Source organism: Peribacillus sp. NJ4, from assembly GCF_030348345.1.
Classification (GTDB): domain Bacteria; phylum Bacillota; class Bacilli; order Bacillales; family DSM-1321; genus Peribacillus.
Window position 1 is genome coordinate 200,193 of sequence record NZ_JAUCFQ010000001.1, and the last position, 26,566, is coordinate 226,758.

A 26,566-nucleotide genomic window follows, 5' to 3' on the forward strand; every position below is an offset into this window, starting at 1 on the left:
CTTAGGAGGCATATCATGGGTTTATTTAAATGGTTCAATAAATTGGCATTTATTAAAAACTGGGGGAGACTGGGCGGAATCCATGGAATAATCGTCATGTTTGTTTACCGGATAGGCAATATAATTTACTATAAAGTGAACATTCCAATCTTAAAACAAGTATTATGGATTATGTACCGCATGGTAGATTTGTTAATCATAAGACTTTTCCTGAATTGCGAGTTTCCTGGGCAATGTCAAATTGGAAAGGATTTACGTCTGCCTCATGGAGCTAAAGGCGTTCTTATCAACCCATATTGCAAAATAGGGGATCATGTTACGATTATGCATCAAGTATCGTTCGGACAAAATAAAGAAAGTAAAAAAGCACCTATCGTTTGTGATTATGCGTATATAGGAAATGGCGCTAAAATACACGGTGGCATCCGAATTGGCACGAATTCGAAAGTGGGGGCAAATGCAGTTGTTTTGACATCCGTTCCCGATAATTGCACGGCAGTTGGAGTACCAAGTGTGATTAAAGGTAAGCGGAAAGAAAACGTTATGAAGTAATTGCACGTAAACAAAATAAAGGAGTGTTCAATTAACATGAATTGAACACTCCTTTTTATTATCGAATGGTACCCTTCATGAAATGATCAAGCCAGGAAAATCAGTTGGTAAAGGAATAGAACGGCAAACATATACACGAACGGATGCACTTCCCGGAATTTTCCTCTTGCCATTTTTAAAATGGGATAGGCGATGAATCCGAGTGCTATCCCGTTGGCGATGCTTGATGTTAACGGCATGGCGACAATGACCAAAAAGGCTGGGAATGATTCATCAAAGTGTGTCCAGTCAATTTCATTAATGCTTTTAATCATCATACTTCCCACGATGATCAAGCTAGGTGCCGTGATTGCCGCTACATTTGAGACAGCTCCTATCAATGGACTGAAGAAGGCTGTTATCAAGAAAAGGATGGCCACTACCAAAGCGGTTAAACCTGTCTTGCCGCCCGCTCCTACACCAGCTGATGATTCAACCGAGGCAGCGGTCGGGCTTGTACCGAACATGGCACCAACAGTAGTGCCGACGGAATCTGCAAAGAAGGCACTGCCGGATTTTTCAAGCTTATTCTCCTTCAGCAATCCAGCTTGGCGGACAATTCCTAATAAAGCACCGGTCGTATCGAATAGCATTACAAGCAAAATGGAGAAGACGACGCCATAAAGCCCGTAGTTAATGACATCGGCGAAAGATGTGATTGGATTGGCGACTATTATCCCTTCAGGTAAGGAGGGGGTGGAAAACAAGCCGTTAATTTCCAATTGTCCTGTAAAAAAAGCGATTATGGCAGTCATGATCATTCCGATGAATATCGCTCCCTGTACATTGCGAACGATCAGCACGATCGTTATGACCAAACCAACCAATGTAAGTGCCACACTGGGATCCCTGAAGCTTCCAAGGGTAACCAGGTTGGATTCATGCTGTGTTACGACACCTGACAAACGAAGTCCGATGAAGGTGATGAAAAGTCCGATTCCGGCACTGATTGCATGCTTTAAGTTATTGGGGATGGCCTCGATCAATTTTGAGCGGAAAGAAGTAAGGGATAAAAGGATAAAGATGATACCCGTAACAAAGACTGCAGAAAAGGCAACTGTGTATGAGATATCATGGGTTCCCAGTACCGAGTATGCAAAATAAGCATTCAATCCCATTGCCGGTGCTATGACAATCGGGTAATTGGCTAATAGGGCCATGCATAGGGTACCGACTATTATTGCGATTATGGTTGCTGTGAATGCCTGGTCGAAAGGAACACCGGCATCAGAAAGGATCATTGGGTTTACAACGATGATATAAGCCAGTGTTAAAAAGGTTGTAAGCCCCGCAAGTACTTCCGTCTTAATATTTGAATTCCGTTCTTTTAATTTAAACATGCGGTCACTCCTTTTTTATATACAAAAAATCCTTGCAAAAATCTACAAGGATGAGATGCTTACCCTTTTTCAAGTAAGTAGCTCGATAGTATGGATAAAATCTTATAAATTATATTAGAAAAGCAACTAAAGTACAATAGCATGAAAAATTTTAAGGTACAGGTTTTCTCGAAAATAGATAATGATATACTAACAAATAGCTTAGACTAAGAAAAATGACATGAAGTGAAGGATCTGCAACCATTTCCTGAAGTTGATTACCAGTCAATAAAATGAAGAAATTCGGAAAGTAGGCACTATACATGACAAAATTCATCGAACTTGGCGTCAGCCCGGCGATTGACATGATATTAAAGCAAATAGGAATATCCCACCCAACCCCCATACAGGAGAAATCGATTCCAGATATCCTTGCTGGAAGAGATGTCATCGCGAAGGCGCAGACGGGAACAGGGAAGACTTTGGCGTTTTTGTTGCCAATCCTCGAAAAAGTCGATCCCGCCGCATCCCACATACAATCACTGATCGTCACGCCAACCAGGGAATTGGCTTTGCAAATCACTGCTGAATTGAAAAAATTCGCTAATGAAATCGAAGGACTTCAAGTGCTTGCAGTTTATGGCGGACAGGATGTCGAGCAGCAAATGAAAAAGCTGACAAGAAACATCTCCGTGGTGGTCGCCACGCCAGGCAGGTTATTAGATCATTTACGAAGAGGAACCATCGATCTATCACAAACTCAAACACTCGTGCTTGATGAAGCTGATCAAATGCTCCATATTGGATTTTTACCAGAAGTGGAAGAGATCATGGGACAGCTTCCAGAGGAGCGCCAAACTTTGCTCTTTTCAGCGACGATGCCTGAACAGGTGCATCAATTGGCTAAACGATACATGACTAAACCATTAACTGCCGCTGTGAAGGCTGAGCAAGTAACGGTCGAGAAAATCAGGCAGCTTGTCATTGAGACGACCGATCGTGCTAAACAGTCTTCACTAATTAACATGATTAAAGAAGAGCAGCCATACCTTGCGATTATATTTTGCCGTACAAAACGTCGCGTTTCGGTTTTGAATGATGCCCTGAAGGCAGCTGGATTCAATTCTGAAGAACTTCACGGTGACCTTTCACAGGCAAAGCGGGAGCGTGTCATGAAAAACTTCAGAGACGCAAAGCTTCAATATTTAGTGGCAACGGACGTTGCTGCCCGGGGGCTCGATGTAGAAGGCGTGACCCATGTGTTTAATTATGATGTTCCCGAGGATGCAGAAAGTTACATCCACCGAATTGGCCGTACAGGCCGGGCGGGTGAGAATGGCTTGGCTGTAACCTTCATAGCAACGAAGGATCTTCAGCTTTTAAGCGATATTGAAAAAGGGATCTCCATGAAAATCGAGAGAAGGACGATTGAAGGAGTGAAAATGTTCCAACCTGATGAGGTGAGGCAAAACAGGAAGCGTTATGAAGACTCTTCTGATGAGGGTACCCGCCGACCGCGTTCGGGAGGAGGAAGGAAACATCGGGAACGGATAGATACGAGAGGACCGAATCGAGGCAGTCACCGTTCTGTAAATCAAGCTGACAATCGTGAAGTCGAGAGGGAGAAACCACGGGGAGGCCGGATGGAAAACAGCCGCGGACCCAAACGTGAGGATTCACGGGGAAGCCGTTCGGAAAACGGTCGTGGACCTATACGTGATGATTCACGGGGAGGCCGTTCGGAAAACGGCCGCGGACCAAGGCGAGAGAATCCGCGGGGTGGCCGCTCGGAAGATAGCCGTGGACCAAAACGTGACAATCCACGAGGAGATCAAAGAGATAGCCGTAGATCTACTAGTACACAAGGTCCAAGTAATCGCAGGGGTGGATCTGGCAGCAGCCCCAATAGAGGGAGAAACCGGTAAAAGGGGGAGTCGGGAGTGGAAAAGCCTTGGTTGGCAGAATATCCAGTTTCGTTGGAGCTAGCAGGGAAATTGGTCATGCTGCAGTTTCCGGAAATTGAGTTGAAAGAGATCAAGCAACTTGGGGAGGGTTTCGATAACACGGTCATACAAATCAATGGGCAATTTGTATTCCGTTTCCCCCGCCGCCCTATTGCAGTTACGTTGATTCAGGTGGAAAATCAGCTTTTGCCTTCAATTGCAGGCACTTTTCCGCTTGATATCCCTGAACCGATCTTTTTTGGGAAACCAAGTACTCTATATCCTTATCCTTTTACCGGTTATAAAATGGTAAAGGGACACTTGCCTGTAGAAGGGTCGGTTGAAAATAAGGTCGAATCGGCAAAAAGATTTGCCCGTTTTTTGAAAGTTCTTCACAGTTTCCCTGTGGAAAAGGCTAGGCGTTTAGGTGTACAGCCTGATGGGATGATGAGGCTTGATGTTTCCTTTCGCAAGAAATCGCTAATGGAAAATGTCTCAAGTCTATTAAGGCTGGGATACTTGGAACAGGCCAATGCGGTTAAGGAATTTGTTGAAGGGCTAGGCGAATTGGATGTTCAGCATCCGATTTCACTCGTTCACGGAGACATTCATATCCGGAATGTCTTACTTGATGATGAAGGCGTTCTCGCAGGTATCATTGATTGGGGAGATGTGCATATCGGAAACCCAGCCATTGATTTTTCTTTTTTATACAGTTATTTTCCAAAAGAGGTGCGCCGTGATTTTTTTGAAATCTATGGTGAAATCGAAAAGGAAACAGAAAGCTTAGCCAGGTTCAGAGCCATATATATGCTTGTTACATTACTCGTTTATGGCATTGACCGCCATGATGAAGAGCTGATTGCCATTACGAGTACCGGTTTGAAATTTGCTATAGAAGAATAAGAATAATTGTAATGTTTTTTTGACGTTTAGGAGGTTCATATGAAGGCAAGTTATTATCATTCAATCACATTAATGGGGAACATGCTGGATCAAGCTAATATACCTTACCAATATACAGGTCGATCTGCTCTTTTCGTGCAAGGAGTTGAAATTGATGAGTATAAGAACATCGAAATTGATGTACAATGGGATGTCTTTACTGAGGCTTTAGATCTTTTTTCCGAATACTCCCCAACAAAGCCTGAAAGAAGTCCTGAGACTGCCTCCTTTCTAATGGATGTCGAGGGGGTTTCGGTAACTGTCCGCTGTCGGTTTAACACGACCATTAAAACAGATCCTTACCGTTTATCTATAAAGCTGGGGGATATGGAGATTTGGTGCAGGTCGTTGTACAGTTATTTATACGATGAAGAAATGAGCAGGTACAGTGCCGAGATTCATGCTTATTTATCTGCCGAGCAGCAGGGATTCACAGCGGAAAATGAACAGGCGTGGAACCAGAATAATTATTTAGCGCTTGTCAATCGTTATGGAGATCCCGTGGAATTGGCATCAAAAATCAAGCAAAATCCAAAATGGAGACTGCATCCTTTTTATAAATATATGGGGGATGTAACAAGTAAAAAGATAACTCATTTGATGGGGTCGAACGGTGTTAAAGCAGTTGCCCTGGCTATATTGGGAGCTGAAGTGAAGGTTGTTGATTTTTCCCGGGAAAATGCAACGTTTGCAAATGAGCTGGCCAATGGGGCCAATGTTACCATCGAGTATATCGTTTCAGATGTCCTTTCATTATCATCAGAGCATGAATCAGGGAATCAGGATTTGGTTTTAATGGAGCTCGGTGTGCTTCACTATTTAATAGACCTGCAGCCGTTATTTGAAAAAATTAAAATGATGTTGAAACCTGGAGGCCGATTCGTACTGCATGAATTTCACCCTATTTCAACAAAGCTCATTACTTCCAATGGTAAAAAACATAAGATTTCAGGCAACTATTTCGCTCCGGCAATCGAAAACAATGAGGTCGCTTTTTCGAAGCATATGCCAGATGAGGAAAAAGGGAGCCTTTCAAGAGTTGTACAGCGTAAATGGACAATCGGGGAACTTATAACGTCGATAGGTCAATCAGGACTTGTCATTAAAGTACTCGAGGAAGAACCGAATCATAAAATCCACGATATTGGACTTCCGAAAACCTATACCTTGGTGGCGGAAAGAGTTTAAGCCGCAGGTTAAGGAAATATGGCTGGCTGAAGGAGCCTTCCACGCTTTTCATTTTAAAATGGGAGCGACAAATAAATAGAAATCAAAAGAACCAGTATAATTATCGATACTGGTTTTCTTCTGCATTTAAATGAGTTTTTGTTCTCTTTTATTTCATTGTGATATCTACCCTTTAGGGGATTTAGCCTACATGGTTTCCAAAATTTCAGGATTTCATTAAATGTTGCAATTCTTCAAAAAGCAATTCAGCAGCTTTAGGAGTCAGAATGATTGAACCATCTCCCAGGATAAGATTTTGACTTGATACCTCTCCTGTTAATATACATTCATTTTGCGGTTCATGTTTTTTTAGGATGATATGTTCGTCATCTATAAACAATTCAAGTGGGTTACTTATCTCCAAATCCAGCATCTTTCTTATTTCACTAGGTATGCAAAATCTTCCTAATGGATCTAGTCTCCGTACAATTCCAGTGGGCTTCATATCATGCTCCTCTCTGGCTAGAACCAAGGTTACGAAATATTTCTTCCAGAGATGGTTCATTGACCTCAAGCCGATAGATATCCACTTTTGTATTAGAAAAGGCTCGATTAATGACAGGAATGCTTGATTCTTCAGCTACTACTAACGATGTATTTTCTGTTCCCCACTCAATGTCTTTTCCAATTTTCTCGAAAATTTGTTGTAACCCAGCTTTGTGCTCAATAGGAATCTTTCCATGTTTCACCTTAACTGTTAATTGGGATTGATACTTATGTCTTAATTGTTCCATGCTTCCCTGAGCTTGAATAATGCCTTTATCCATTATTGCAATTTCATCACAAAGCTTTTCAACTTCATTTAAGTTATGAGATGTTAAAAATATCGTTTTCCCCTCTGCAGCTACATTTTTAATCAAGGAATGGATATTTAGAACCGCGTTTGCATCTACACCAGAAGTTGGTTCATCGAGAAAGATTAAATCCGGATCATTAATGAGCGCCTGGGCGACACCTAATTTTTTCTTCATCCCGAACGAATACTTCTTGGTTTTCGTTTTAATTGCATCTCCAAGTTCAACACGTTCTAATAACGCAATTAAATCAGCTTTTGAACGTCTCACACCCAATACATTTCCTAAGAACTTTAAATGTTCAATACCGGTTAGATCGTCGTAGAAAGTGGAGTAATCAGGAAGGACGCCTATTCTTCGCTTGATTTTATCTTCCGTAATCTCACTTGAGCCGAGAATTTTAAAATCGCCGGAGGTAGGTGTGGTTATGCCCGTTACCATATTAATAAGGGTTGACTTTCCAGCTCCATTTTTCCCTAAGAAGCCGAATATATGCCCCTGGGTAACATTTAAATCAACCTTATTGACAACGGTATGATCTCCATACTTTTTGGTTATTTGATTTGTTTCAAAAGCATACATTAGAAATCCCTCTTTCTAAGAATTATTATGCTTGATAAAAGAAAGACCAGTGACAAGATTGGGATGAAATAAACATAAAAGGACTGTTCCTGCCCAACATAAAAGTAAGGGGTCAAGTAACTAAATATCCTCAGGAAGATTATTTCTTTTGAAACCATACCCCAAATCCCCAAAACTGGAAGTGTAATCGATAGAATGATACCTAAAAATATACTTAATCCAGGTTTATTAATTAAGGTTGAGATAAATAGGAACAGGGCAACAAAGTACGTAATAAAAATAACTGATTCAATCAATTCGGCAAAGTAGAACGTTTTTGCAAAAGGAATCAACATGATTAAAGAAAGTAAAATACATACAAACCAGAAGAGTGAAACCCCTAAAAATTTTCCGATAACAATTTTGTCCCTCGACAATTTTGTTACTAAAAAACGCATGGTTCGAGAATGGGTCTCCCGATTTATCACATCATGAGATAAGCTCGTAACAAAAATAGGACCTGCGAGCAACAGGAGAATATAAAGACCGCCCATATAAGCATTATCAAGACCTACATCCTGTAACTCAGAACTCCATTTACTAAGTAACTTCGCTGACCCTAATGTAACCCCAAGCATAAAAATAATAATAATAATTGAGCGAATACTCTTGAAAAGACTCTTGAACTCTCGTAAACATATCGTTGTCATCGTGACAGCTCCTTTCACCACTTATTATAAGAGCGCAAGATTAACATTTACATAAAGGTACATTAACAGAACCTTAAAATTGTTAATTTTGGATAATTACAACATGTTATTCGTGATATATTTTTAATCAGGGGTGATAAATATGCATGCATCAAGAATATTGATCGTGGATGATGAAATGACGTTGGTTAAGATGGTCAAAGTTTTATTGAAAAAAGAAGGCTTTACAAACGTCGATGCTTCATATGTTGGGAGAGATGCACTCGACTTAATTGAGCAAAATGAATATGATTTAATTTTGTTAGATGTCATGCTTCCGGATATGGAAGGGTTTGATATCTGTTCCAACATAAGAAGAAGATCGGATGTTCCGATTTTTTTTCTCACTGCTAGAGGTTCAGATTTTGATAAAGTATCAGGATTTGCATATGGGGCTGATGATTATATAACGAAGCCATTTAACCCATTGGAACTAGTAGCCCGAATTAAAGCTCAATTGAAAAGAAATAAAAAGAACCTTAGTTTTTCACAAGTTAATGATAGATTTGATAATGGCGTCCTATTCATTAACTATAATGAGGCAGTTGTTAAAGTGAATGGGAAAGAAATAAACTTGTCAGCACAGCTTTACCAGCTTCTGACTTTCTTCGCCAAGTCTCCTAATCAGATTTTTTCAAAACAACAACTTTATGATAGGGTGTGGGGGGCAGACTCTTACGGAGATGAAAATACCGTTATTGTACATATGCGAAAGCTAAGGGAAAAAATCGAACAAGATCCAAGTAATCCAAAGCTATTAATTACAGTTCGCGGCATTGGGTATAAATTTGTGAGCAAATCGGTCAAATGAGTGTTACACAGCATCTGATAATTAAATTTATTGTTCAAATTGTCATGGCTTTAAGTTTCTTGATTTTCTTTTCAGTAATTGGCCTTCTCATTCTAGCATTTTCCATCATTGAACAAGATGCAAAGGAGGATTTTTCCAAAACACCAGGTGATTTCCTGCAACAATCCATAAAGCTAAATGACGGACAAGTAAGCGTAAATGAGAATATCAAGGAAAGTATTCTTAAACAGGATGGATGGCTACAGATCATTGATAAAAAAGGTGAAGTTCAGTTTTCCCTGAATACACCTCAGGGCCTTCCATCAGCGTATTCAAAACAACAAATAATTGAAATGACATCAAATCAAACTAATAAAAGGACGTTTTGGTCCCTTGATATAGAAAACCAATCATTCATTGCCCTATTTGGTTCGAAGCGATCTTTGGATGAAATCATCAGAGTGGTTAGAGAACAGATGGGGAAATCAGACGAAAAACAATTGGTGACCGAACAAATCAAAAAAGTGTTATCCAAGGAAAAGGCTAACCTTTACATTTATGATGATCAGAGTGAGTTATTGAGAAAGTTTGTAACGAATGAAAATCTAGCAGAACCTTCCTTGTTTCAGATAGTTGATTTTCAAGATAGTTACTGGGAAAAAACAGAGAATATCGCCACTTACTATAATAAGGAGTCAGACACATCTTATGTAGTAATAGCCCCCAATAAAAACTACGAAGAACACATGTTTAGTTCAATTAATATTAATCAAACCGTACTAAGAGGCCTAGTTATTACCCTCATTGTGATGCTGCTTATTCTATTTATGATTTCTTGGTGGTATGCCCAGAAGTTTGGGAAGCCGATTATCCATATCATTAATTGGCTTCAATCGTTAGCCAAAGGTGTCTATGAGGAACCGCTGGGAAAACGTAGGGATTTGGCGTACAGTCTGAAAACAAACGGAAATCTTAAATCTTCTTTTAAACCGTTTAAAGAGGTCATAAATTCGTTGAAAAAGCTGACAAATATGCTAAAAGAAAGTGAATTGCAGCAGAAAAAAATACAGCAAACGAGAGAAGAATGGATTTCGGGACTTTCACATGATCTGAAAACTCCTCTAAGTACCATCTACGGATATGCAGTGATGTTGAATTCTTCTGATTATAATTGGACAGAGGATGAAGTTCGTGACTTTTACTTATCGATTGAACAGAACGCTTCTTATATGTCAGATCTCATAGAGGACATCAACTTGACCTACCGCATAAAAAATAATGCGCTTCCGATGTATAGAGAAGAAGTTGATATTAATGACTTTATTAAGGAAGTTGTAACTCAATTTTTTAGAACGAATGTTGAAAAACATCACTTTTATACCGTCGACGTTGAAGATAATCCCATTTTCTATAAAATTGATAAGAAGTATTTCAAGAGAATTATTGTGAATCTGCTAAGTAATGCAGAAAAATACAATCTTGAAGGAACTTCAATTGGGGTGATCGTAAAACAAGGGAAAGGTTGTTTCAGCATCCATGTTCAGGACAATGGAATAGGCATGGACGAATATACGAAGCAAAATTTATTTAATCGGTATTATCGTGGCACATCTGTTAAAGAAGATACTGATGGAACAGGGTTAGGACTTGCTATAACAAAACAACTCGTTGAATACCATAATGGAACGATCGAAGTCGAAACTGAAGAAAATAAGGGGACAAAGATTACGCTCCTCTTCCTGAATTAGGACACCAGCAAATGTTGCACTACTTAGGATCCAAGAAAGAACTGGCCACCAGTTTAGCCTTTTTTTAAGCAGGATATATATTTTCATGTAAAATGTTCTAAGTTGAAAAGTAGAAGCTTGTAGAGAGAAATGACAATTTTTCTCTACAGGCTATTAGAAAAGAAACGTCATAGAAGGAGTATTACTTTCAATGGAGAATTTTACTTTGAAAAGCTTTCACAACAATGCCGACTCGTGTATGTACTTCAAGTTTCTTGGAAATATTACTAATATAGTACTCTACCATCCTCTGCGAATAGTTTAATTCTACCGCAATTTGTTTATTGGGCACTTCATTGGCAATTAGCTGAATAATACGACTTTCTACACTATTAAACCCCACTTTTTCATTCTTCACGATAACACTCCTCCATTATTTATAAAACAAATATTATCAGAGTTATTAGTTGATTTGGTAATAAAGGTCCAGATGGGTCATAACTACGTTTAATTTATCCCAATTAACAAATATTTTGCCCTAATTTGCAATATTTGCATAAATTATCCTAAAAATAGATGTAAAATTACTCCTTTTATGGTATTTTTGTAAAGTTAAGGAGGAAGTTTGTCGTGTTATTGTCGATTTTCGGTGGGTTTTTGGAAACATTAGTCATTATCCTAGTGGGGTATCGACTAATTGGAATTTCTTTAAAAGATAAAATGATCCCGATATGCATCATAAGTTTTTATGGAAGCATTATTCTGTTAATGGTAAAAGAAACATTGCCTTCGATAACTTACCTTCTAGTAACGATTTTAGCGATTGGGTTTCTGTTGACTTTTGTCACGAACCTGAATAGTTTTGCATCAATTATAGCTGTGTTGCTAGGATGTCTTTTATTGTTAATCTCAGAGGTTATCGGATTCGCGCTCTTTAAGGAATTCCCATATATACATTCTTCGAGTGCTTTACCTTTAGTAAGGGCCATTCCGCACCTTGTGATAATGGTAATATTTTATGTAATCTTGAGAACAGCAAATTATTATATTCCGATACCAGTCAAGAAAAAACAAAATAAAAACGATACTATTTTATCTGTTTTAGTATTCTTATTTGGCCTTCTTTTTTTGTTTTACATTTTCGTTTTTGAATTCAAACAGTTAAAGTTTTTAAGCATAACATCAGCTATAGTATTAGTTTTAATTACAATTTCATTATTGTATATAATTCGGTATCATATGGTGAAAAAAATTGAGGATCTGGCCGTTTCCTTAGATGGTCAATATGAAGAAGACATTTCTAAACATATCACTACAATGCGTTCGCAGCGACACGACTTTATTCATCACATATTAGCGCTGAAACAAATGCTGAACAGTGGAAAATACAATGACTCAGTAGACTATGTTAACTCAGTGCTAGAAGAAATATCCTATGTAAGCGATATATTACCGATAGCTTCAGAAGCTGTTGGGGGGTTATTACTTTCCTACAAAGAGAAGGGTTCCAAAAAAGGCATCAACATGTACTACTACATTGCAGATGATTTATCTTCCTTTCCTTGTAAGATTTATGAAACAAATAAGATATTCGGAAATTTAATCCTTAATGCTATTGAAGCTGTCGATCAATTAGAAGAGGAAAAGAGATATATCAACATGAAAATCCAAAGAAACGATGTCCATTATATTTTAGAAGTAAGCAACTTTATAGAGGGTGGAACTTTAGAGAATATTGGTAGCATCTTCGATCAAGGCTTTACGACTAAAAAAAATGCATGCAACACTGGACAGGGATTGGCAATTGTTGAAAGTCTTGTCATGCAGTACGGAGGACATATATACCCAGAAGTCATAGATGACATGATTACGTTCATTGTAAAAATACCGCATGGAGGGCAATATGTTTAAGCATTTCTTACCGAACCTTTTGGCAACGAACATCTCAAATCTAGTTGTCTCTGAGAATCCACAACTCGTGAAAAGTAAAGATAAAATTCGCTATGGACTTGAATGGATGATATCGGCGATGAATCAAATCGTTTTGGTCAGTTTACTTGTTTGGCCTTTAGGAATCTTACCTGAAACCATGGTGGGCTTGCTTTCAGGGGCTCTTCTTCGAATGTTTTCAGGAGGTGCCCATTTCAAAGGGTATTATTCATGTCTTATTCTTAGCACGTTGCAAATTATTTTTCTGACATTAATTTGCGTACAATATAAAGACGTTCTTTCATCCTATAAGATTCTATTTATCTTATTATTACTGATAAGTTTTTTGATTACTGCTCAAAAAGCACCTATATTACATAAAAAAAAGCACCTTTTCACACAAAAAAGTATTTTAAAACAGAAAATGAAGGCTGTGACCACATTCATCCTATGCACGGGATTGAGCGTTTTTCTACCTCAAACCATAATGTATTGTGTGTGGTCTGCTCTAATTTTCCAAGGACTATCCTTAACGGATTTTTGGGGGAAAAGCGTCTTAATTTTAGATGCTTTTATATATAAAATTACCTTAAAGGGGTTACATTGATTATGTTGAAATTTCTAACTTTTGCTATTGGAATGATATCGTTATTTTTTAATTCCATCACCTCGATGAGTAGTTGTTTCTGGTTTTCCTACGAACCAGAGCTACCAGATGAAGAAAACTAGGAGTCATGATGGGATTTATACGTCTTGCTGTTATTGATGATCAGGAACCGATCCTTAACGAGATTCAGGGGTTTGTAACTAAATTCCCAAATGTGAATTTAATATTAAGTACAACTGATGTGAGTGAATTGTTTAATTCTATCGATCAGGGGCTGACCATTGACGTAATATTATTAGATATTAATATGCCTGTGTCCAATGGATTTGACATTGCCCATTATCTGAAAGAGAATCATCCCCAAATCAAGATTATTTTCATGAGTGCCCATCAAGACTTCGCTTTGCAGGGTTACAAATATTACCCAGAAGATTTTTTAACTAAGCCAATTAATATCGTAAGACTAAAGCAGACACTTGATCGCCTTAGTTATACGCATAAAAAGATAAGAAGAATTGGCGTAAAAGCGAATGGGAAAATCTCTTTAATCGATACCGCCAACATTCTCTATATAGAGAAAAAGGGGAGAAAAACATTTATCCACCTAAAAGATGCAGAGACTGTGGAATGCTCGGAAGGCTTAAATAAGTTAGAAGACATTCTTAATCAGTGTAATTTTTATCGAACGCATCAATCCTATTTGGTGTCGATTGACCAAATCGAATACATAGAATCGGACAATTATATGAAATCATATAATGTGAAATTACATCACTGCAATCACAAGATTAACTTAAGCCGGCACAAATTTACGGCATTAAAAAATCTCATCGAACGACATTTTTAATTTTTTATTAAGTGCCAAAGAAGGGATGACCTTTCTTTGGCATTTAACGTATCTTTAATTCATCTAATAACATAAGACATATCTGTACCTTAATAACCAGAACCGCCAAGAGCTACAGTAACAGCGAGTGCTGTATGAGAATTTGAGATGATTGGCCAAGTAACATGTCAAACTTTTGCCGACATGTTCCACGCCAAAGAAGCTCTGCAGAGTTTTACATTATCAAACAAGATAATGGATGTGGAGTCTACCGGAATTACTATGCATATGTACCAAGTAAGTGGTATTCATCTTGTTAAAAGAAGGTGTTAATTTGAAAAAAAACGGTCAAGTAATAATTTGGGCTAGTATTGCGGTAATTCTATTGATCATATGGATAGGAATGAAATAGGTAAAGGGTTCTTATCTAATTTTAGATAAGAACCCTTTACCTATTTTGTCGTCTGTCAACTGTACCGGACCAAAGGGAGGATAAGGAGTTGATAGACTCGTCTCCAAAGGTAACACCTAATTTAACTGCCTGTGTAGTCCCTAGTAAGGGGAATTCTGTTCTCCCTGCCAGGAATTAATAGTGGAATCCCCACAAAAGGAGATAAGTATGGAGGGGCCGTACGATGAACCGCAGGAAGGGATCCCATTTATCCTTTTCTATCCTGTTAAATAACAAATATAAACAAAATAAAAAGCGCTGCTCCGGATGGAGTACGCCTTTTCATGAAGTGGGAATGGAATTAAGCACCTTTATTTATCACTACTTACGGTATCCTTTTTCTTTGTTGATTGTCGAAGCAAGTAACTGATTAAGAAACTAGATCCACCCGTTATGTAAAAGATGATGCCCCATTCTTCTGCCTTTTCAACTCCAAAAAACCGGAGCGTTAAACCAACGAAACTTAATACAAAGATAATTTCGAAAAATACGGTCAGTTTCTTCACTATAAAAACTCCTTTTCTAAAGTTTAAAAGCTGATTATGTATAACATGGATTTTATGCTCTTAATTTATAGCGTTAAATAAATGAAAGCCTCTCATCTCCATCAGGAGAAACTGAATTACTAATCCATGAAAGGAAATTTTACCATAATTTACATAGAAATTCTATGAATGTAAAAGGATTTGCGGAAAGACGAAACCATCTGTGGCAAAGGGTTTTCGGGTTTCCGAAACATTGCCTTTTTTACCTTTTTTTTCTTTTTTTTCTTTTGTATTATTAAAGCAAGATATCGTAATGACATTAGGAAATTATAAAAAAAAACCAAAAGGTGGATGATTAAAAATGTTAAGTATCGCTATTAAAATTTATAACGCAATCGCAAAATACGGATCAAAGGCATGGGCAGCAATCAAAGCTGGCGCAGCATCAGTATACAATGCAGCAAAGGCTGCATGGGAAGCTGGATACTGGGCTTTCACTAAATGGTTAGCATCAAACGCAAGTGCACTATATGCAATTTATGATGCATTAAAAGCTGCTGGACTAATAGATTAATTTATTAATTTAACTTAAGCAACAAAACCTAATACTTATCCTAATGTCATTACTTTATCTGTAATTTTCTGGTACGATATAGATACTAAGAGTTAATTGGATGTGATTGCGATTAATAGTATAGAGGTCCATCATCTAAATAAGAGTTTTGGTTCCAAGAAAGTATTAGACAATTTAAATTTAACTATTGAACATGATTCAATAGTAGCGATAGTAGGAAGTAACGGAATTGGGAAAAGTGTTTTCTTAAACTGCTTATTGAACTTTATGGATTATGATTCAGGTGAAATTAATATTTTGAATGAAAATCATAATAATCATAACTTCCTGAGAACAGTTACATCGTTCGTTTCGGTGGATAATCAACTGCATTTGGAGAAGGTCACCGGAAGAGAGTTCTTTGAACTTATAATTTCTATATACAACCTTCCAGAAGAATCAGCTGTTGCTAAATATACATCCTTTGCAGAGGAATTGAATGTCATAAATCAATTAGATTCCACATTTAGTTCTTTATCTTTCGGAACAAAGAAAAAAATCCAATTGATCGGTAGCATTCTTTATAATCCCAAGGTTTTAGTTTGTGACGAAATTTTCGAGGGCTTGGACCATGAGGCTGTTAACTGGGTGAAAGCATATTTCCTAAAACGAAAAGCAAATGGAGAAGCAACTTTATTCACAAGTCATATCATGGACCATACATGGGATATTTCCGACTACATATATCGATTGGAAAATGGAAAGCTTCATAGTCAAAAAAATGAAGAAATGACAGAGAGGGTAGTAGAATGAATTTTCATTCATACAGCAAGCTATACAATATCTATACCGAAGAAAAGAGTCTAAACCAAAAGCAAAAAGCTGTAAAATTATTATTCACAGCTCTTTTTTGGGTTTCTTTGCTCTTTATCCTTTTGTCTTTTTTTGATATACATACGAGTACGGTAATCTACTATTATATCATTGTGCTCACTGTAATCGAGTTGTTATTGCTTTTCGTGTTTATGGCGTTATATGAAAGCACCACTTATATCATAAGCTTTTCCAAAACCATTCCGATTAAGCCCAACCAACTCTTTTTTTATCATTTGATTAAATCGAACCTAACAGCAGAAATTGTTCTAGAGCTTACAATCGTGATTTCTTTTCTTTTATTTTACGGGGCACCAACGTTAAATATCCTATTGCTATTATTCTTAGTTTTCTCATTGAAGTTTCTTCGGACATATTCTGAGTTTTTCATCCTTTGGTTTAAGAAGTATCAGGTTCGATTTCCGTATTTTTCAGCCATTACCCTTCTCATCGTTTTAATCTTTTATATTAATTCAAGTAAGCTTTCGCCTTTATTATCCAAATTGGATTTCACGATAACAACCATTTTGCTTATTCTCTGCATGTTTTTAGTCATAACGTTTATCACTTATCCAATCATTGTTGGTGGATTAATAAAAGAAAAAGGTGGAAATCTAGATTCTCGGAAGTTCAATCACGTCACGAACCGGATATCTACAAGGATAGTGAATATCCTCATACGGAATAAAGTTATAAATGGTCTAATAAAGTACAATTTCTTCAGGCTACTGAGAGATGTTAACTATATTAGTAAACTCATTACGATAAATATTACGGTTATCGTTTTTAATATACTTAGTATGTATTTACCTTTTATGAAAATGGAAGATATACATACTAACTTTTTCGTGGATACCATTTATATTGCTTTTTTCGTTAACTTCCTAAATTTAACCAATATCAAAATTGAATACAAATTACATCAAAAGCTTAGACTTGATTTATTACCCGTTTCATTAAAAACGGAACGAATTGCTGTAGACATTACGAACAGTTTTTTTCTATTTGTAACGTTCACCATTCTTCTTCTATTAAAAGTATTCGTAGAGGGTCTTCCCTTATTATTGATACTTGATGGTTATAAGGCATTCTACTGTTTTCTTATTTTAAGCTTAATTTTAGATTGCTTTTATAAGTATGAAATTAAAAAGAAGATAAAAGCCTTGATGATCGTTTCGTATATGGTTATTGGGATCTTTATTGAATCGTTATTTATTATTAAAACAATCTTTATAATTCAATTGACTATAGCCGTTACATTGACACTGATCCTTTACCTCCTAAGGTATAGAGGAAAACCCAAAAAACAAAAGGTGAGTAACTACCAATATAATGGAAATTGATGGAGTTAAGCAGAAAGCTTAATGGCCTAAATCATCAAAATCTCACGAGATCGTACATAGAACACCTTTCAGACTGTAGACAAATTCGAAAAAAGCGAGTTTGCCTGCAGTTTTTTTCTTTAATAAACGTTCCAGGTGTTTTCAGAATCCGCTCCCTTTCGGCCGACTGTCTGCCAAGTCCTCGTGACGAGCTCTTTGGTGTCTCGTCCATTTGGCAGGAGTGTCGCAAATTTCCTCAATACAATGGGGATTACACATAAAACAGTAAATGACCATCTTTTTAAATCATGGTTCGGGATGAGACCTGTCCGAACAATTAAAAGTATGATCTAGCTTTTTATTTATTTCATAATAAAGGGGATGCCGCATTCTGCGACATCCCCTAAAAAAATTAATTTTGGGCAGACCATTCTTCTACATCCCATACTTTGGTAACCCAATCTTCATAGAAATCAGGTTCATGGCATACGAGGACAATCGTTCCTTTATACTCTTTCAATGCACGTTTCAGTTCTTCTTTTGCAACGACATCCAAATGGTTTGTCGGCTCATCGAATAACAGCCAGTTGCTTTCGGTAAGCATAAGTTTGCACAGGCGTACTTTTGATTGTTCACCACCGCTTAAATGGCTCATCGGACGTGTAATGTGCTCGTTTTTCAAACCGACACGGGCAAGAATGGCACGTACCTGCGGTTGGTCCAGATGTGGAAATGCATTCCATACTTCATCTATCGGCGTCGTATTGCCTGCTTTCACTTCCTGTTCAAAATAAGAAGAAAAAAGGAAATCGCCAAGTGATCTTTTGCCGCCTAGAGGATCAATTTTACCTAATATCGTTTTTAAAAGAGTGGATTTACCAACTCCATTACAGCCGACCACGGCAATTTTTTCTCCCCGTTCGATGGTCATGGACAACTTCGGAAGCAATGGGCGGTCATATCCGATTTCCAATTCTTCACCTTCAAATACATAACGGCTGCTCGCACGTGATTCTTTAAAATCAAAGGTAGGTTTCATTGCAGTTTCTGGACGATCGATGCGTTCCATCCGGTTCAATTGCTTTTGACGGCTCTTTGCCCGACCGGTCGTTGAGTAGCGGGCTTTATTTTTTGCAATGAAGTCTTCCTGCTTTTTAATGAATTCGCGCTGTTTTTCATATGCGTTAATATGTTGGTTTTTATTCAATTCAGCCAGCTCAAGGAATTTTTCATAAGTTGCCGTGTAACGGGTCAGTTTTGAAAATTCAAGATGGAAAATGACGTCGACGACGCCGTTCATGAACTCAGTGTCATGCGAAATTAATAAGAATGCATTAGGATATTCCTTTAAGTAGCTGCTCAGCCAGCGGATATGCTCTACATCCAAGTAGTTCGTCGGTTCATCAAGGAGCAGTACTTCAGGCTGTTCCAAAAGTAACTTGGCTAGTAAAACCTTTGTCCGTTGTCCACCGCTTAGGGCAGAGACATCACGGTCCAAACCGATTGCATCCAACCCTAAACCGCGTGCCGCTTCTTCAATTTTAATATCCAGATTGTAAAAACCGCCAGCTTCCAGCTTGTCCTGAATCTCACCCATTTGTTCCAAGAGTTCTTCAAGTTCTTCTGGAGTGGCCGTCCCCATTTTCTCTGTTACTTCATTCAGTGCTTTTTCCTGCTCGAATAAAGGTAAGTATGCATCCCTTAAGACGTCGCGAATCGATTTACCTTTTGAAAGTATCGTATGTTGATCAAGATAGCCATATTCGACACCAGGTGTCCATTCCACCCGGCCATCATCATGGATAAGTTGTCCTGTAATGATATTCATCATCGTTGATTTCCCGACACCATTTGCCCCGACCAGACCAACATGTTCACCGGCCATCAGGCGGAAGGAAACATCCTTGAATAAGGTACGGTCGCCAAAGCTGTGTGCTAATTTATCTATAGAAAGTAAGCTCATTTTATATTGAACCTCCCAATTAATTTGAAAAAATCCCTACGTTTCATCATACTAAAAACTGCACGGGATTGCTATCTAATCTATTAATTTACATTTATCCCCTTGGGTACAAGTGAGCCCAGGCGGGAATTTCAATGGATCGATACCTGTTGGATCTGTTTTTGGGATGCCATGCCTGTGCATTATCGCCCTGTCATAAATTATATGAGATAATAGAGGAATCAGTTTAAAAGGGAAAGGATGTCACTATGAGTAAAACAGTCGTACTGGCCGAGAAACCTTCGGTCGGAAGAGATATAGCGAAAGTGCTGAATTGCGGGAGAAAGGGCAATGGTTTTTTTGAAGGCGATCAGTATATCGTCACTTGGGCCCTGGGTCATTTGGTCACACATGCAGATCCGGAAACTTATGATGAAAAATATAAAACTTGGCGCCTTGAGGACCTGCCCATGTTGCCGCCGTCTTTGAAATTGGTCGTGATCAAGCAATCAGGCAAACAGTTCCAATCGGTTAAAACACAATTGAACCGCAATGATGTCAAGGATGTCATCATTGCAACAGATGCAGGCCGCGAAGGGGAGCTCGTTGCACGCTGGATTCTCGAAAAAGCGAATGTAAAGAAGCCGATTAAACGGCTTTGGATTTCCTCTGTAACGGATAAAGCGATCAAAGATGGATTTAAAAAGCTGAAGGATGGCAAGGAGTATGAAAACCTATTTGCCTCTGCTGTTGCAAGGGCAGAAGCGGACTGGATTGTTGGGATGAACGCAACACGGGCTCTTACTACGAAGCACAATGCCCAGTTATCCTGCGGCCGCGTCCAAACGCCGACACTTGCGATGATTGCAAAAAAAGAAGAAGAAATAAAACAATTCCAGCCTAAGAAATATTATGGCGTTTCGGCAACTGCAGAATCCAATTTGCGCCTAATCTGGCAAGATGCCCAATCTAAAGATATCCGCACATTTGATAAAGCCAAGGCAGAAAAGGTTCTTTCAGCCGTGAAGGGGAAAAGGGCAGAAGTGGTGGAAGTAAACAAAGCACATAAGAAAAGTTTTGCCCCTTCTTTATATGATTTAACGGAACTTCAAAGGGACGCCAATAAGAAATTTGGTTATTCGGCGAAAGAGACGTTATCGATCATGCAGCGCTTATATGAAAGCCATAAAGTCTTGACGTATCCAAGGACGGATTCACGCTTTTTATCAACGGATTTGGTTGATACGCTAAAAGAAAGATTACAGGCTGTCAGCATTAAACCATATGCCCAGTATACATCAAGGATCCTGCGTAGCCCGATTAAGGCCAATAAATCGTTCGTGGATGATAGCAAGGTCTCGGATCACCATGCGATCATCCCCACTGAGCAGACTCCGCTACCGGGAAAACTGAGCGACAAAGAATCTAAAATCTATGATTTGGTCGTTAAAAGGTTTCTTGCCGTATTAATGCCGCCTTTTGAATATGAGCAAACGACCGTCACCGCAAAAATGGGACAGGAGACGTTCATGGCAAAAGGGAAGGTCGTCCTGAAATCAGGCTGGAAGGAAGTCTATGATCACCAATTTGACGAGGAAGAAGCTAAAGATGGCCTTGCTGAGCAACTGCTTCCGAACGTTCAAAAAGGTGACAGTTTATCCATTTCGACTGTGAAACAAACAGAGGGTGAAACGAAACCACCAGAGCCGTTCAATGAAGGGTCGCTTCTTTCGGCAATGGAAAACCCTGCTCGTTTCATGGCAGGGGAAAGCAAGGAACTCATTAAGACTCTGGGTGAAACTGGCGGGATTGGGACTGTTGCAACACGTGCTGACGTTATTGAAAAATTGTTCAATAGCTTCCTGATTGAAAAGAGAGGGAAGGGCCTTCATGTAACTTCGAAAGGTAAACAACTCCTTCAATTGGCACCTGAAGACTTACGATCTCCAGCACTGACAGCTCAATGGGAGCAAAAGTTAACAGCGATTGCCAAAGGACAGCTACCAAAACAGGCATTCATCGGCGATATGCGCGACTATGCCAAAAATATCGTACAAGAAATCAAAAATAGTGACCAAAAGTTCAAGCATGATAACGTGTCAGGAACGAAATGTCCTGATTGCGGCAAGCTGATGCTTGAAGTGAATAGTAAAAAGGGAAAAATGCTTGTCTGTCAGGATCGTGAATGTGGCCACAAAAAAGGTGTTTCACGTGTAACAAATGCCAGATGTCCACAATGTCACAAAAAGATGGAAATGCGCGGTCAAGGAGAAGCACAGACATTCACCTGTAAATGCGGTTTTCACGAAAAACTTTCTTCTTACAATAAACGAAGAGGGCAAAATAAAAATCAAAAAGTATCAAAAAATGAAGTCTCCAATTATATGAAAAAGCAAAATAAAGAAGAGCCGATCAATACTGCCTTAGCGGATGCTTTGGCCAAACTGAAATTCGATAAATAAAAGAAAAGGGTCCTTCACTTTTAGCTTAATAGTGAAAGGGCCCTTTTTTATGGGGTTATTTGCATGGGGCAGGGTGGGCAAATTTCCTTGTCGGCAGGTCCATCTTTCCAGACAAAAGATTGCCGCTTGATGAAGTGGCGAAATTCATATAAAAGTAAAAGATAGCAGAAAAGGATGGAGCATTCGCTCCATCCTTTTCCATATATCACTGCTTCGGTTAAATTTCATTCAGTACGGTGCCGTGTAATTCATATTCAAGTGTTTCGTCAGTTGTGTGTGTGTGTTTATCCGTATCTGCTAGTGTAAGCGTACTGAATGTCTGCTGATCACCCGGACTGAAAATTGCTTCATCATTCTCTGGATTCCATAGGTTGTAAATACTCATGATCAGTATCGTCCTCCTTTGGGCGAGAAGACTAGTAATTCCCTTTTTGGTTATCGACTAACTCTTCAATTGACTCTAACGCTGATCACCGGGACTAAACACCGCTGCGTCATTCTCTTTGTTCCATTGGCCTCTGATTGTACTCATCGTGCACATCATCTCCTTTGGTGAGAATGTCTTACAGTATTTATCTACCCGGATGGGACAGGTTAAAACATATATTTCAAAAAAATATTACTTTTCTGCGGATATTTATATCGAAAAACATCATTAATTAAAACTTCTCTTTAAACAGAGTCAAAAAGTTTTGAACGAAAATTAAATGGTTAATCTCATAATGTATTGATCGCCGATACTTCCGGCTTTTCTCATACCGGTATCTAGAAATCCGACCTTTACATTGGAAGCCCCTCAAAAGCCTAAATAGGTAAGGCCATACCAACAGAAAAAACCCTGTTACGACGCGGAGGTACCGCATTGTAACAGGGTTTTAAAATTAGCGTCCCAGATAGGAATCGAACCTACGACCTACAGCTTAGGAGGCTGTCGCTCTATCCTGCTGAGCTACTGGGACATATAAAAAAAGTCGACGACTTATTTATTATATTTCTTATAGGCAAACTTTTCAAGTTAATAGCAATAATAATTATGAAAAAAATCATCTAAATGCTTAGCTGGTCTCTTGTTTCTGTATTTCCTTTTTTTTCGTAAAATGGAATACTTTATTATTTGCTGGTTTTCTGGTACTATTATACTAGAAAAAAATAGGAGAATGATAGTGAGAAAATACAGAGTTTTACTGTTTGTGGCATTGCTGGGGATGTTAATTTTACCTGCATGCTCACAAGGGATTTTAGAGGGTATAGGCAAAAAGACGGCTGCGCCGATTGCGGAAGATGACATTGAAGTGGTTGAGGCAGCGGAGAATGGCACCGGACAGGATTCAAAGGACGACCCGGAACAAATCGATACGAGAAACTGGATAAGGGCCGATTCCGCGGTTCAGTTTCCAATATTGATGTATCATAGCATTTCTGAAGGTAATGGCCTTCGGGTTCCAAGAGAGGAATTCCAATCACAAATGACTTGGCTTCGGGAGAATGGTTACTATACATTATCCCCTAAAGAAGCATTCCTCGTTTTAACCGAAAATCGGATGCCAAGTGATAAGTGCGTCTGGCTTACTTTTGATGATGGCTATACAGATAACTACACGGAGGCTTTCCCCATATTAAAAGAATATGATATGAAAGCAACCATCTTCATGATCGGGAAGTCCATTGATAAAGGTCATCACCTGACTGAAACTCAAATGTTGGAGATGAGCAGGAATGGGATTTCGATCGAAAGTCATACTATCAACCATTTGGAGCTGAACCGGATGACGGCAGAGCAGCAAGAATCGGAAATGGTTCAGTCGAAGGAGCTATTCGACCGTATCCTCGATCAGGACACGACAGTAATTTCCTATCCGGTTGGCCGGTATAACGAAGAGAGTCTATGGGTGTCAGAAGAAGCTGGATACAAGATGGCAGTCACCACCGAACCTGGAGGAGCTTCAAGGGACCAAGGGATGCATTCCCTGCATAGGGTTCGGATTTCACCGGGATTATCAGTCGAGGGATTTGCGTCCCTGATTGAAAATGCTTCTAATCACTGAAGGTGGACGGGTCATTTCGAGGCAAGTCAGAAAAATCATATAATAATCGATTCTTACATGGTGTATAATGAAAGGCAGTGAAAATTATATACATATGAACGATTTGGTGTCTTAATGACTTAATAGGGAAGTTGGTGAAATGCCAGCGCGGTCCCGCCACTGTATATGGGAGCCAACGGATGTTTACCACTGTATGAGATATGGGAAGGTGCCGTTGATGATGACCATGAGCCAGGAGACCTGCCAAAATTCGTACACCTGTAACCTACGCGGATGGGAAGGTGTGTGGCAGACCCTAAAGAGTCCGTAATTATATTGTTGCCATACAAGCATCTTCCGTTTAACGGGAGGTGCTTTTGTTTTGGGGTGCATCTTCCGATAATGCGTTTTGTTTATTAGGTGTGAAGAAATTAAAAGAAAAAAAGATTGTGGGGAATGAAAATGAAGAAGATTTTTGGTCTGATACTGGTGATGTTGCTGACTGCAGGTATGATGGTTGGCTGTAGCGAAGCTACTAATGAAGGAAAAGAAAAGCAGGAAACGAATCATGCCAAACAGGAAGTTTTCCCGATTACGATTAAAGATGCAACAGGCGAAAAGGTGACGATAGAACAAAAACCGAAGAAAATCGTTTCGTTGATACCAAGTAATACGGAAGTTGTCTTTGCACTTGGCTTGGGTAAAAAGGTTGTTGGTGTTTCCGACTATGATAATTATCCGGAAGAAACGAAAGAAATTGAAAAAGTTGGCGGAATGGAAATGAACACGGAGATGATTGTCTCTTTGAAGCCCGACCTTGTTCTTGCCCATGCATCCAGTGCCCATAATTCGAATGAGGGTTTACAGCAGCTTAAGGATGCTGGAATTGATGTCCTCGTAGTCAATGATGCACAAAGCTTTGACCAAGTCTATGATTCTATTGATATGATTGGACAGGCAACAGGGGAACATGAAAAGGCAAAAGGAATCGTTACGGACATGAAAACGAAGCTCAAGGATATTCAGGAAAAAGCCAAATCTGTAAAGGAAGCGGATAGGAAGACCGTTTTTGTGGAGGTTTCTCCGTCACCTGAGATATATACACCTGGAAAAAATACCTTCATGAATGAAATGCTTCAAATTATTTCAGCGGAAAATGCAGCTGCTGAATTGGATGGATGGGCAAAAATTGATGAAGAGTCGATGATCGCTGCAAATCCGGATGTCATCATTACAACGTATGGTTATTATACAAAAGATGCAGTAAGTCAAGTGAAGGGCCGAAAAGGATGGCAAGACGTAAATGCTGTGAAGGATGACCAAGTCTTTGATGTCCATTCCGACTTGGTGACCCGTTCCGGTCCACGCTTAATAGAGGGAGTAGAGGAACTTGCCAAATCAGTCTATCCGAACCTATTTGACAACTAAATGGACGATTGCTTATTTGATTGCGTTATTATTTTTGTTATTCGCAATGACGATAGGCATTTCCTTTGGTTCGGTGCCAGTACCGATTCCTGTACTTTTACAAATTATCGGCAAGGAGATTTTTCATTTACCGATTTCAGCTGATCCGGATGTAATGCTTACGAATATTGTGATGAACATCCGCTTGCCGCGTGTGTTGCTAGCGGGTTTTGTTGGGGCATCACTTGCGATTTCGGGAGCGGGATTTCAGGGCCTGCTCCGGAATCCGCTCGCTGACCCTTACACATTAGGTATTTCATCAGGAGCATCAGTCGGTGCTGTATTGACAATATTCTTGAATATATCACTACCATTCATCGGCTTATATACTCTTCCGGCATTGAGCATCGTATGCTCAGTGCTCACGATGTTCTTCGTACTGGCTTTTGCAAAAAAAATGGATCGATCGATGAAAGTGGAAACGATCATTTTAACGGGAATCATTTTCAGCTCGTTTTTAAGTGCCTTCATTTCATTGATGATTGCGCTGACTGGTGATGAATTAAGACAAATCATCGGCTGGCTGATGGGAAGCGTTTCAATGCGCGGATGGAATTATATTGCAATCATTTTGCCGTTTTTTATTATTGGTTCGTTGATCTTGATCATGAATACGAGCGAATTGAATGCGATGACTTTCGGGGAAGACCGGGCAAAACACTTAGGTGTTAATGTTAAGCGGCGGAAAATGTGGATTTTGATAGCCGGTTCGATGTTGACAGGGGCAGCTGTTGCCGTTTCAGGGGCGATTGGCTTTGTAGGATTGGTCATTCCTCATTTTGTCCGAAAGATTTGGGGACCTGACCATAAACATTTGCTTCCGTTGTCATTGCTGGTAGGAAGCGGATTCCTAATATTGGCGGACTTTGTAGCACGGTCGATCATTGCCCCATCGGAACTGCCGATCGGGGTGATCACTTCACTTATCGGGGCACCCGCATTCGCGCTGATTTTATTAAAGAGACGGAGAGAAGGGTAA

The 26,566-nt window shown here is 39.1% G+C and carries 24 protein-coding genes, 1 tRNA gene and 1 riboswitch; of the genes, 16 read left to right on the forward strand and 9 right to left on the reverse strand.

The window, feature by feature from the left end; translation table 11 throughout:
• Positions 1 to 15 precede the first annotated feature (15 nt).
• Positions 16 to 552 (forward strand): serine O-acetyltransferase, encoded by a 537-nt coding sequence (locus QUF94_RS00995; protein WP_289314221.1) that lies wholly within the window; start codon positions 16 to 18, stop codon positions 550 to 552.
• 86 nt (positions 553 to 638) lie between these two features.
• On the opposite strand, the gene QUF94_RS01000 is transcribed toward QUF94_RS00995, so the two are convergent.
• Positions 639 to 1,931, reverse strand: a complete 1,293-nt coding sequence (locus QUF94_RS01000; RefSeq protein ID WP_289314222.1) for an NCS2 family permease — start codon at positions 1,929 to 1,931, stop codon at positions 639 to 641.
• A gap of 302 nt (positions 1,932 to 2,233) precedes the next feature.
• Here QUF94_RS01000 and QUF94_RS01005 point away from each other — a divergent pair, with 302 nt between their 5' ends.
• The 3 genes from QUF94_RS01005 to QUF94_RS01015 are packed head-to-tail and all read left to right on the forward strand — an operon-like array spanning position 2,234 to position 5,986.
• Positions 2,234 to 3,835: a DEAD/DEAH box helicase gene (locus QUF94_RS01005; protein WP_289314223.1), complete on the forward strand. Its 1,602-nt coding sequence runs from the start codon at positions 2,234 to 2,236 to the stop codon at positions 3,833 to 3,835.
• A 15-nt stretch (positions 3,836 to 3,850) separates the two neighbouring features.
• Positions 3,851 to 4,759 (forward strand): phosphotransferase, encoded by a 909-nt coding sequence (locus QUF94_RS01010; protein WP_289314224.1) that lies wholly within the window; start codon positions 3,851 to 3,853, stop codon positions 4,757 to 4,759.
• 39 nt (positions 4,760 to 4,798) lie between these two features.
• Positions 4,799 to 5,986: a class I SAM-dependent methyltransferase gene (locus QUF94_RS01015; protein WP_289314225.1), complete on the forward strand. Its 1,188-nt coding sequence runs from the start codon at positions 4,799 to 4,801 to the stop codon at positions 5,984 to 5,986.
• Between the two features lie 205 nt (positions 5,987 to 6,191).
• Here the strand turns inward: QUF94_RS01015 and QUF94_RS01020 are convergent, their stop codons facing one another.
• Genes QUF94_RS01020 through QUF94_RS01030 form a run of 3 tightly spaced genes read right to left on the reverse strand, consistent with a single transcriptional unit; the run spans position 6,192 to position 8,090 of the window.
• A complete protein-coding gene (locus QUF94_RS01020; RefSeq protein ID WP_289314226.1) occupies positions 6,192 to 6,470 on the reverse strand; it encodes an AbrB/MazE/SpoVT family DNA-binding domain-containing protein in 279 nt (92 codons plus the stop codon).
• Position 6,471: 1 nt separating this feature from the next.
• Positions 6,472 to 7,401 (reverse strand): ABC transporter ATP-binding protein, encoded by a 930-nt coding sequence (locus QUF94_RS01025; RefSeq protein ID WP_289314227.1) that lies wholly within the window; start codon positions 7,399 to 7,401, stop codon positions 6,472 to 6,474.
• Positions 7,401 to 8,090 carry an ABC transporter permease gene (locus QUF94_RS01030; RefSeq protein WP_289314228.1) on the reverse strand — a complete coding sequence of 230 codons (690 nt, stop codon included), beginning with the start codon at positions 8,088 to 8,090 and terminating at the stop codon, positions 7,401 to 7,403. The genes QUF94_RS01025 and QUF94_RS01030 overlap by 1 nt, the downstream gene beginning before the upstream one ends.
• A gap of 142 nt (positions 8,091 to 8,232) precedes the next feature.
• On the opposite strand from QUF94_RS01030, the gene QUF94_RS01035 reads away from it, so the two are divergent.
• Positions 8,233 to 8,940, forward strand: coding sequence for a response regulator transcription factor (locus QUF94_RS01035; RefSeq protein ID WP_289314229.1), 708 nt, complete (start codon positions 8,233 to 8,235; stop codon positions 8,938 to 8,940).
• A gap of 44 nt (positions 8,941 to 8,984) precedes the next feature.
• Positions 8,985 to 10,667 carry a HAMP domain-containing sensor histidine kinase gene (locus tag QUF94_RS01040; RefSeq protein WP_289314230.1) on the forward strand — a complete coding sequence of 561 codons (1,683 nt, stop codon included), beginning with the start codon at positions 8,985 to 8,987 and terminating at the stop codon, positions 10,665 to 10,667.
• Between the two features lie 187 nt (positions 10,668 to 10,854).
• Here QUF94_RS01040 and QUF94_RS01045 read toward each other — a convergent pair whose 3' ends face one another.
• A complete protein-coding gene (locus tag QUF94_RS01045) occupies positions 10,855 to 11,064 on the reverse strand; it encodes a response regulator transcription factor (RefSeq protein ID WP_289314231.1) in 210 nt (69 codons plus the stop codon).
• A 212-nt stretch (positions 11,065 to 11,276) separates the two neighbouring features.
• On the opposite strand from QUF94_RS01045, the gene QUF94_RS01050 reads away from it, so the two are divergent.
• From QUF94_RS01050 to QUF94_RS01060, 3 genes are all read left to right on the forward strand, one after another.
• On the forward strand, positions 11,277 to 12,557 hold the full coding sequence (locus tag QUF94_RS01050; RefSeq protein ID WP_289314232.1) for a sensor histidine kinase: 1,281 nt from the start codon (positions 11,277 to 11,279) through the stop codon (positions 12,555 to 12,557).
• Positions 12,550 to 13,182 carry an accessory gene regulator B family protein gene (locus QUF94_RS01055; protein WP_289314233.1) on the forward strand — a complete coding sequence of 211 codons (633 nt, stop codon included), beginning with the start codon at positions 12,550 to 12,552 and terminating at the stop codon, positions 13,180 to 13,182. Before QUF94_RS01050 ends, QUF94_RS01055 begins: the two co-directional genes overlap by 8 nt.
• A 130-nt stretch (positions 13,183 to 13,312) precedes the next feature.
• Entirely contained in the window at positions 13,313 to 14,029 is a 717-nt protein-coding gene (locus QUF94_RS01060; RefSeq protein ID WP_289314234.1) for a LytR/AlgR family response regulator transcription factor, read from the forward strand.
• A 741-nt stretch (positions 14,030 to 14,770) separates the two neighbouring features.
• Here QUF94_RS01060 and QUF94_RS01065 read toward each other — a convergent pair.
• On the reverse strand, positions 14,771 to 14,965 hold the full coding sequence (locus QUF94_RS01065) for a hypothetical protein (RefSeq protein ID WP_289314235.1): 195 nt from the start codon (positions 14,963 to 14,965) through the stop codon (positions 14,771 to 14,773).
• 340 nt (positions 14,966 to 15,305) lie between these two features.
• Here QUF94_RS01065 and QUF94_RS01070 point away from each other — a divergent pair, with 340 nt between their 5' ends.
• The 3 genes from QUF94_RS01070 to QUF94_RS01080 all read left to right on the forward strand — a co-directional run bounded on the left by QUF94_RS01070 (position 15,306) and on the right by QUF94_RS01080 (position 17,713).
• Positions 15,306 to 15,518, forward strand: a complete 213-nt coding sequence (locus QUF94_RS01070) for a hypothetical protein (RefSeq protein ID WP_289314236.1) — start codon at positions 15,306 to 15,308, stop codon at positions 15,516 to 15,518.
• Between the two features lie 102 nt (positions 15,519 to 15,620).
• Positions 15,621 to 16,310: an ATP-binding cassette domain-containing protein gene (locus tag QUF94_RS01075; protein WP_289314237.1), complete on the forward strand. Its 690-nt coding sequence runs from the start codon at positions 15,621 to 15,623 to the stop codon at positions 16,308 to 16,310.
• Complete coding sequence (locus tag QUF94_RS01080; RefSeq protein ID WP_289314238.1) at positions 16,307 to 17,713, forward strand: hypothetical protein; 1,407 nt, start codon at positions 16,307 to 16,309, stop codon at positions 17,711 to 17,713. Before QUF94_RS01075 ends, QUF94_RS01080 begins: the two co-directional genes overlap by 4 nt.
• 391 nt (positions 17,714 to 18,104) lie before the next feature.
• On the opposite strand, the gene QUF94_RS01085 is transcribed toward QUF94_RS01080, so the two are convergent.
• Positions 18,105 to 19,655, reverse strand: a complete 1,551-nt coding sequence (locus QUF94_RS01085; RefSeq protein WP_289314239.1) for an ABC-F family ATP-binding cassette domain-containing protein — start codon at positions 19,653 to 19,655, stop codon at positions 18,105 to 18,107.
• 248 nt (positions 19,656 to 19,903) lie between these two features.
• On the opposite strand from QUF94_RS01085, the gene QUF94_RS01090 reads away from it, so the two are divergent.
• On the forward strand, positions 19,904 to 22,096 hold the full coding sequence (locus tag QUF94_RS01090; RefSeq protein WP_289314240.1) for a DNA topoisomerase III: 2,193 nt from the start codon (positions 19,904 to 19,906) through the stop codon (positions 22,094 to 22,096).
• Positions 22,097 to 22,313: 217 nt separating this feature from the next.
• On the opposite strand, the gene QUF94_RS01095 is transcribed toward QUF94_RS01090, so the two are convergent.
• Together QUF94_RS01095 and QUF94_RS01100 are read right to left on the reverse strand one after the other, a co-directional pair.
• Positions 22,314 to 22,481, reverse strand: a complete 168-nt coding sequence (locus QUF94_RS01095; protein ID WP_289314241.1) for a hypothetical protein — start codon at positions 22,479 to 22,481, stop codon at positions 22,314 to 22,316.
• 500 nt (positions 22,482 to 22,981) lie between these two features.
• Positions 22,982 to 23,055 (reverse strand) — tRNA-Arg (locus QUF94_RS01100).
• Positions 23,056 to 23,301: 246 nt separating this feature from the next.
• Here QUF94_RS01100 and QUF94_RS01105 point away from each other — a divergent pair.
• The 3 genes from QUF94_RS01105 (at position 23,302) to QUF94_RS01115 (ending at position 26,566) form a co-directional block, all read left to right on the forward strand.
• The gene (locus QUF94_RS01105; protein WP_430103089.1) at positions 23,302 to 24,141 is read left to right on the forward strand and encodes a polysaccharide deacetylase family protein; all 840 of its coding nucleotides are present in this window, start codon (positions 23,302 to 23,304) and stop codon (positions 24,139 to 24,141) included.
• 87 nt (positions 24,142 to 24,228) lie between these two features.
• Positions 24,229 to 24,403: riboswitch (cobalamin riboswitch) on the forward strand.
• A 179-nt stretch (positions 24,404 to 24,582) separates the two neighbouring features.
• Positions 24,583 to 25,548 carry an ABC transporter substrate-binding protein gene (locus tag QUF94_RS01110; RefSeq protein WP_289314243.1) on the forward strand — a complete coding sequence of 322 codons (966 nt, stop codon included), beginning with the start codon at positions 24,583 to 24,585 and terminating at the stop codon, positions 25,546 to 25,548.
• The gene (locus tag QUF94_RS01115; protein ID WP_289314244.1) at positions 25,511 to 26,566 is read left to right on the forward strand and encodes a FecCD family ABC transporter permease; all 1,056 of its coding nucleotides are present in this window, start codon (positions 25,511 to 25,513) and stop codon (positions 26,564 to 26,566) included. The genes QUF94_RS01110 and QUF94_RS01115 overlap by 38 nt, the downstream gene beginning before the upstream one ends.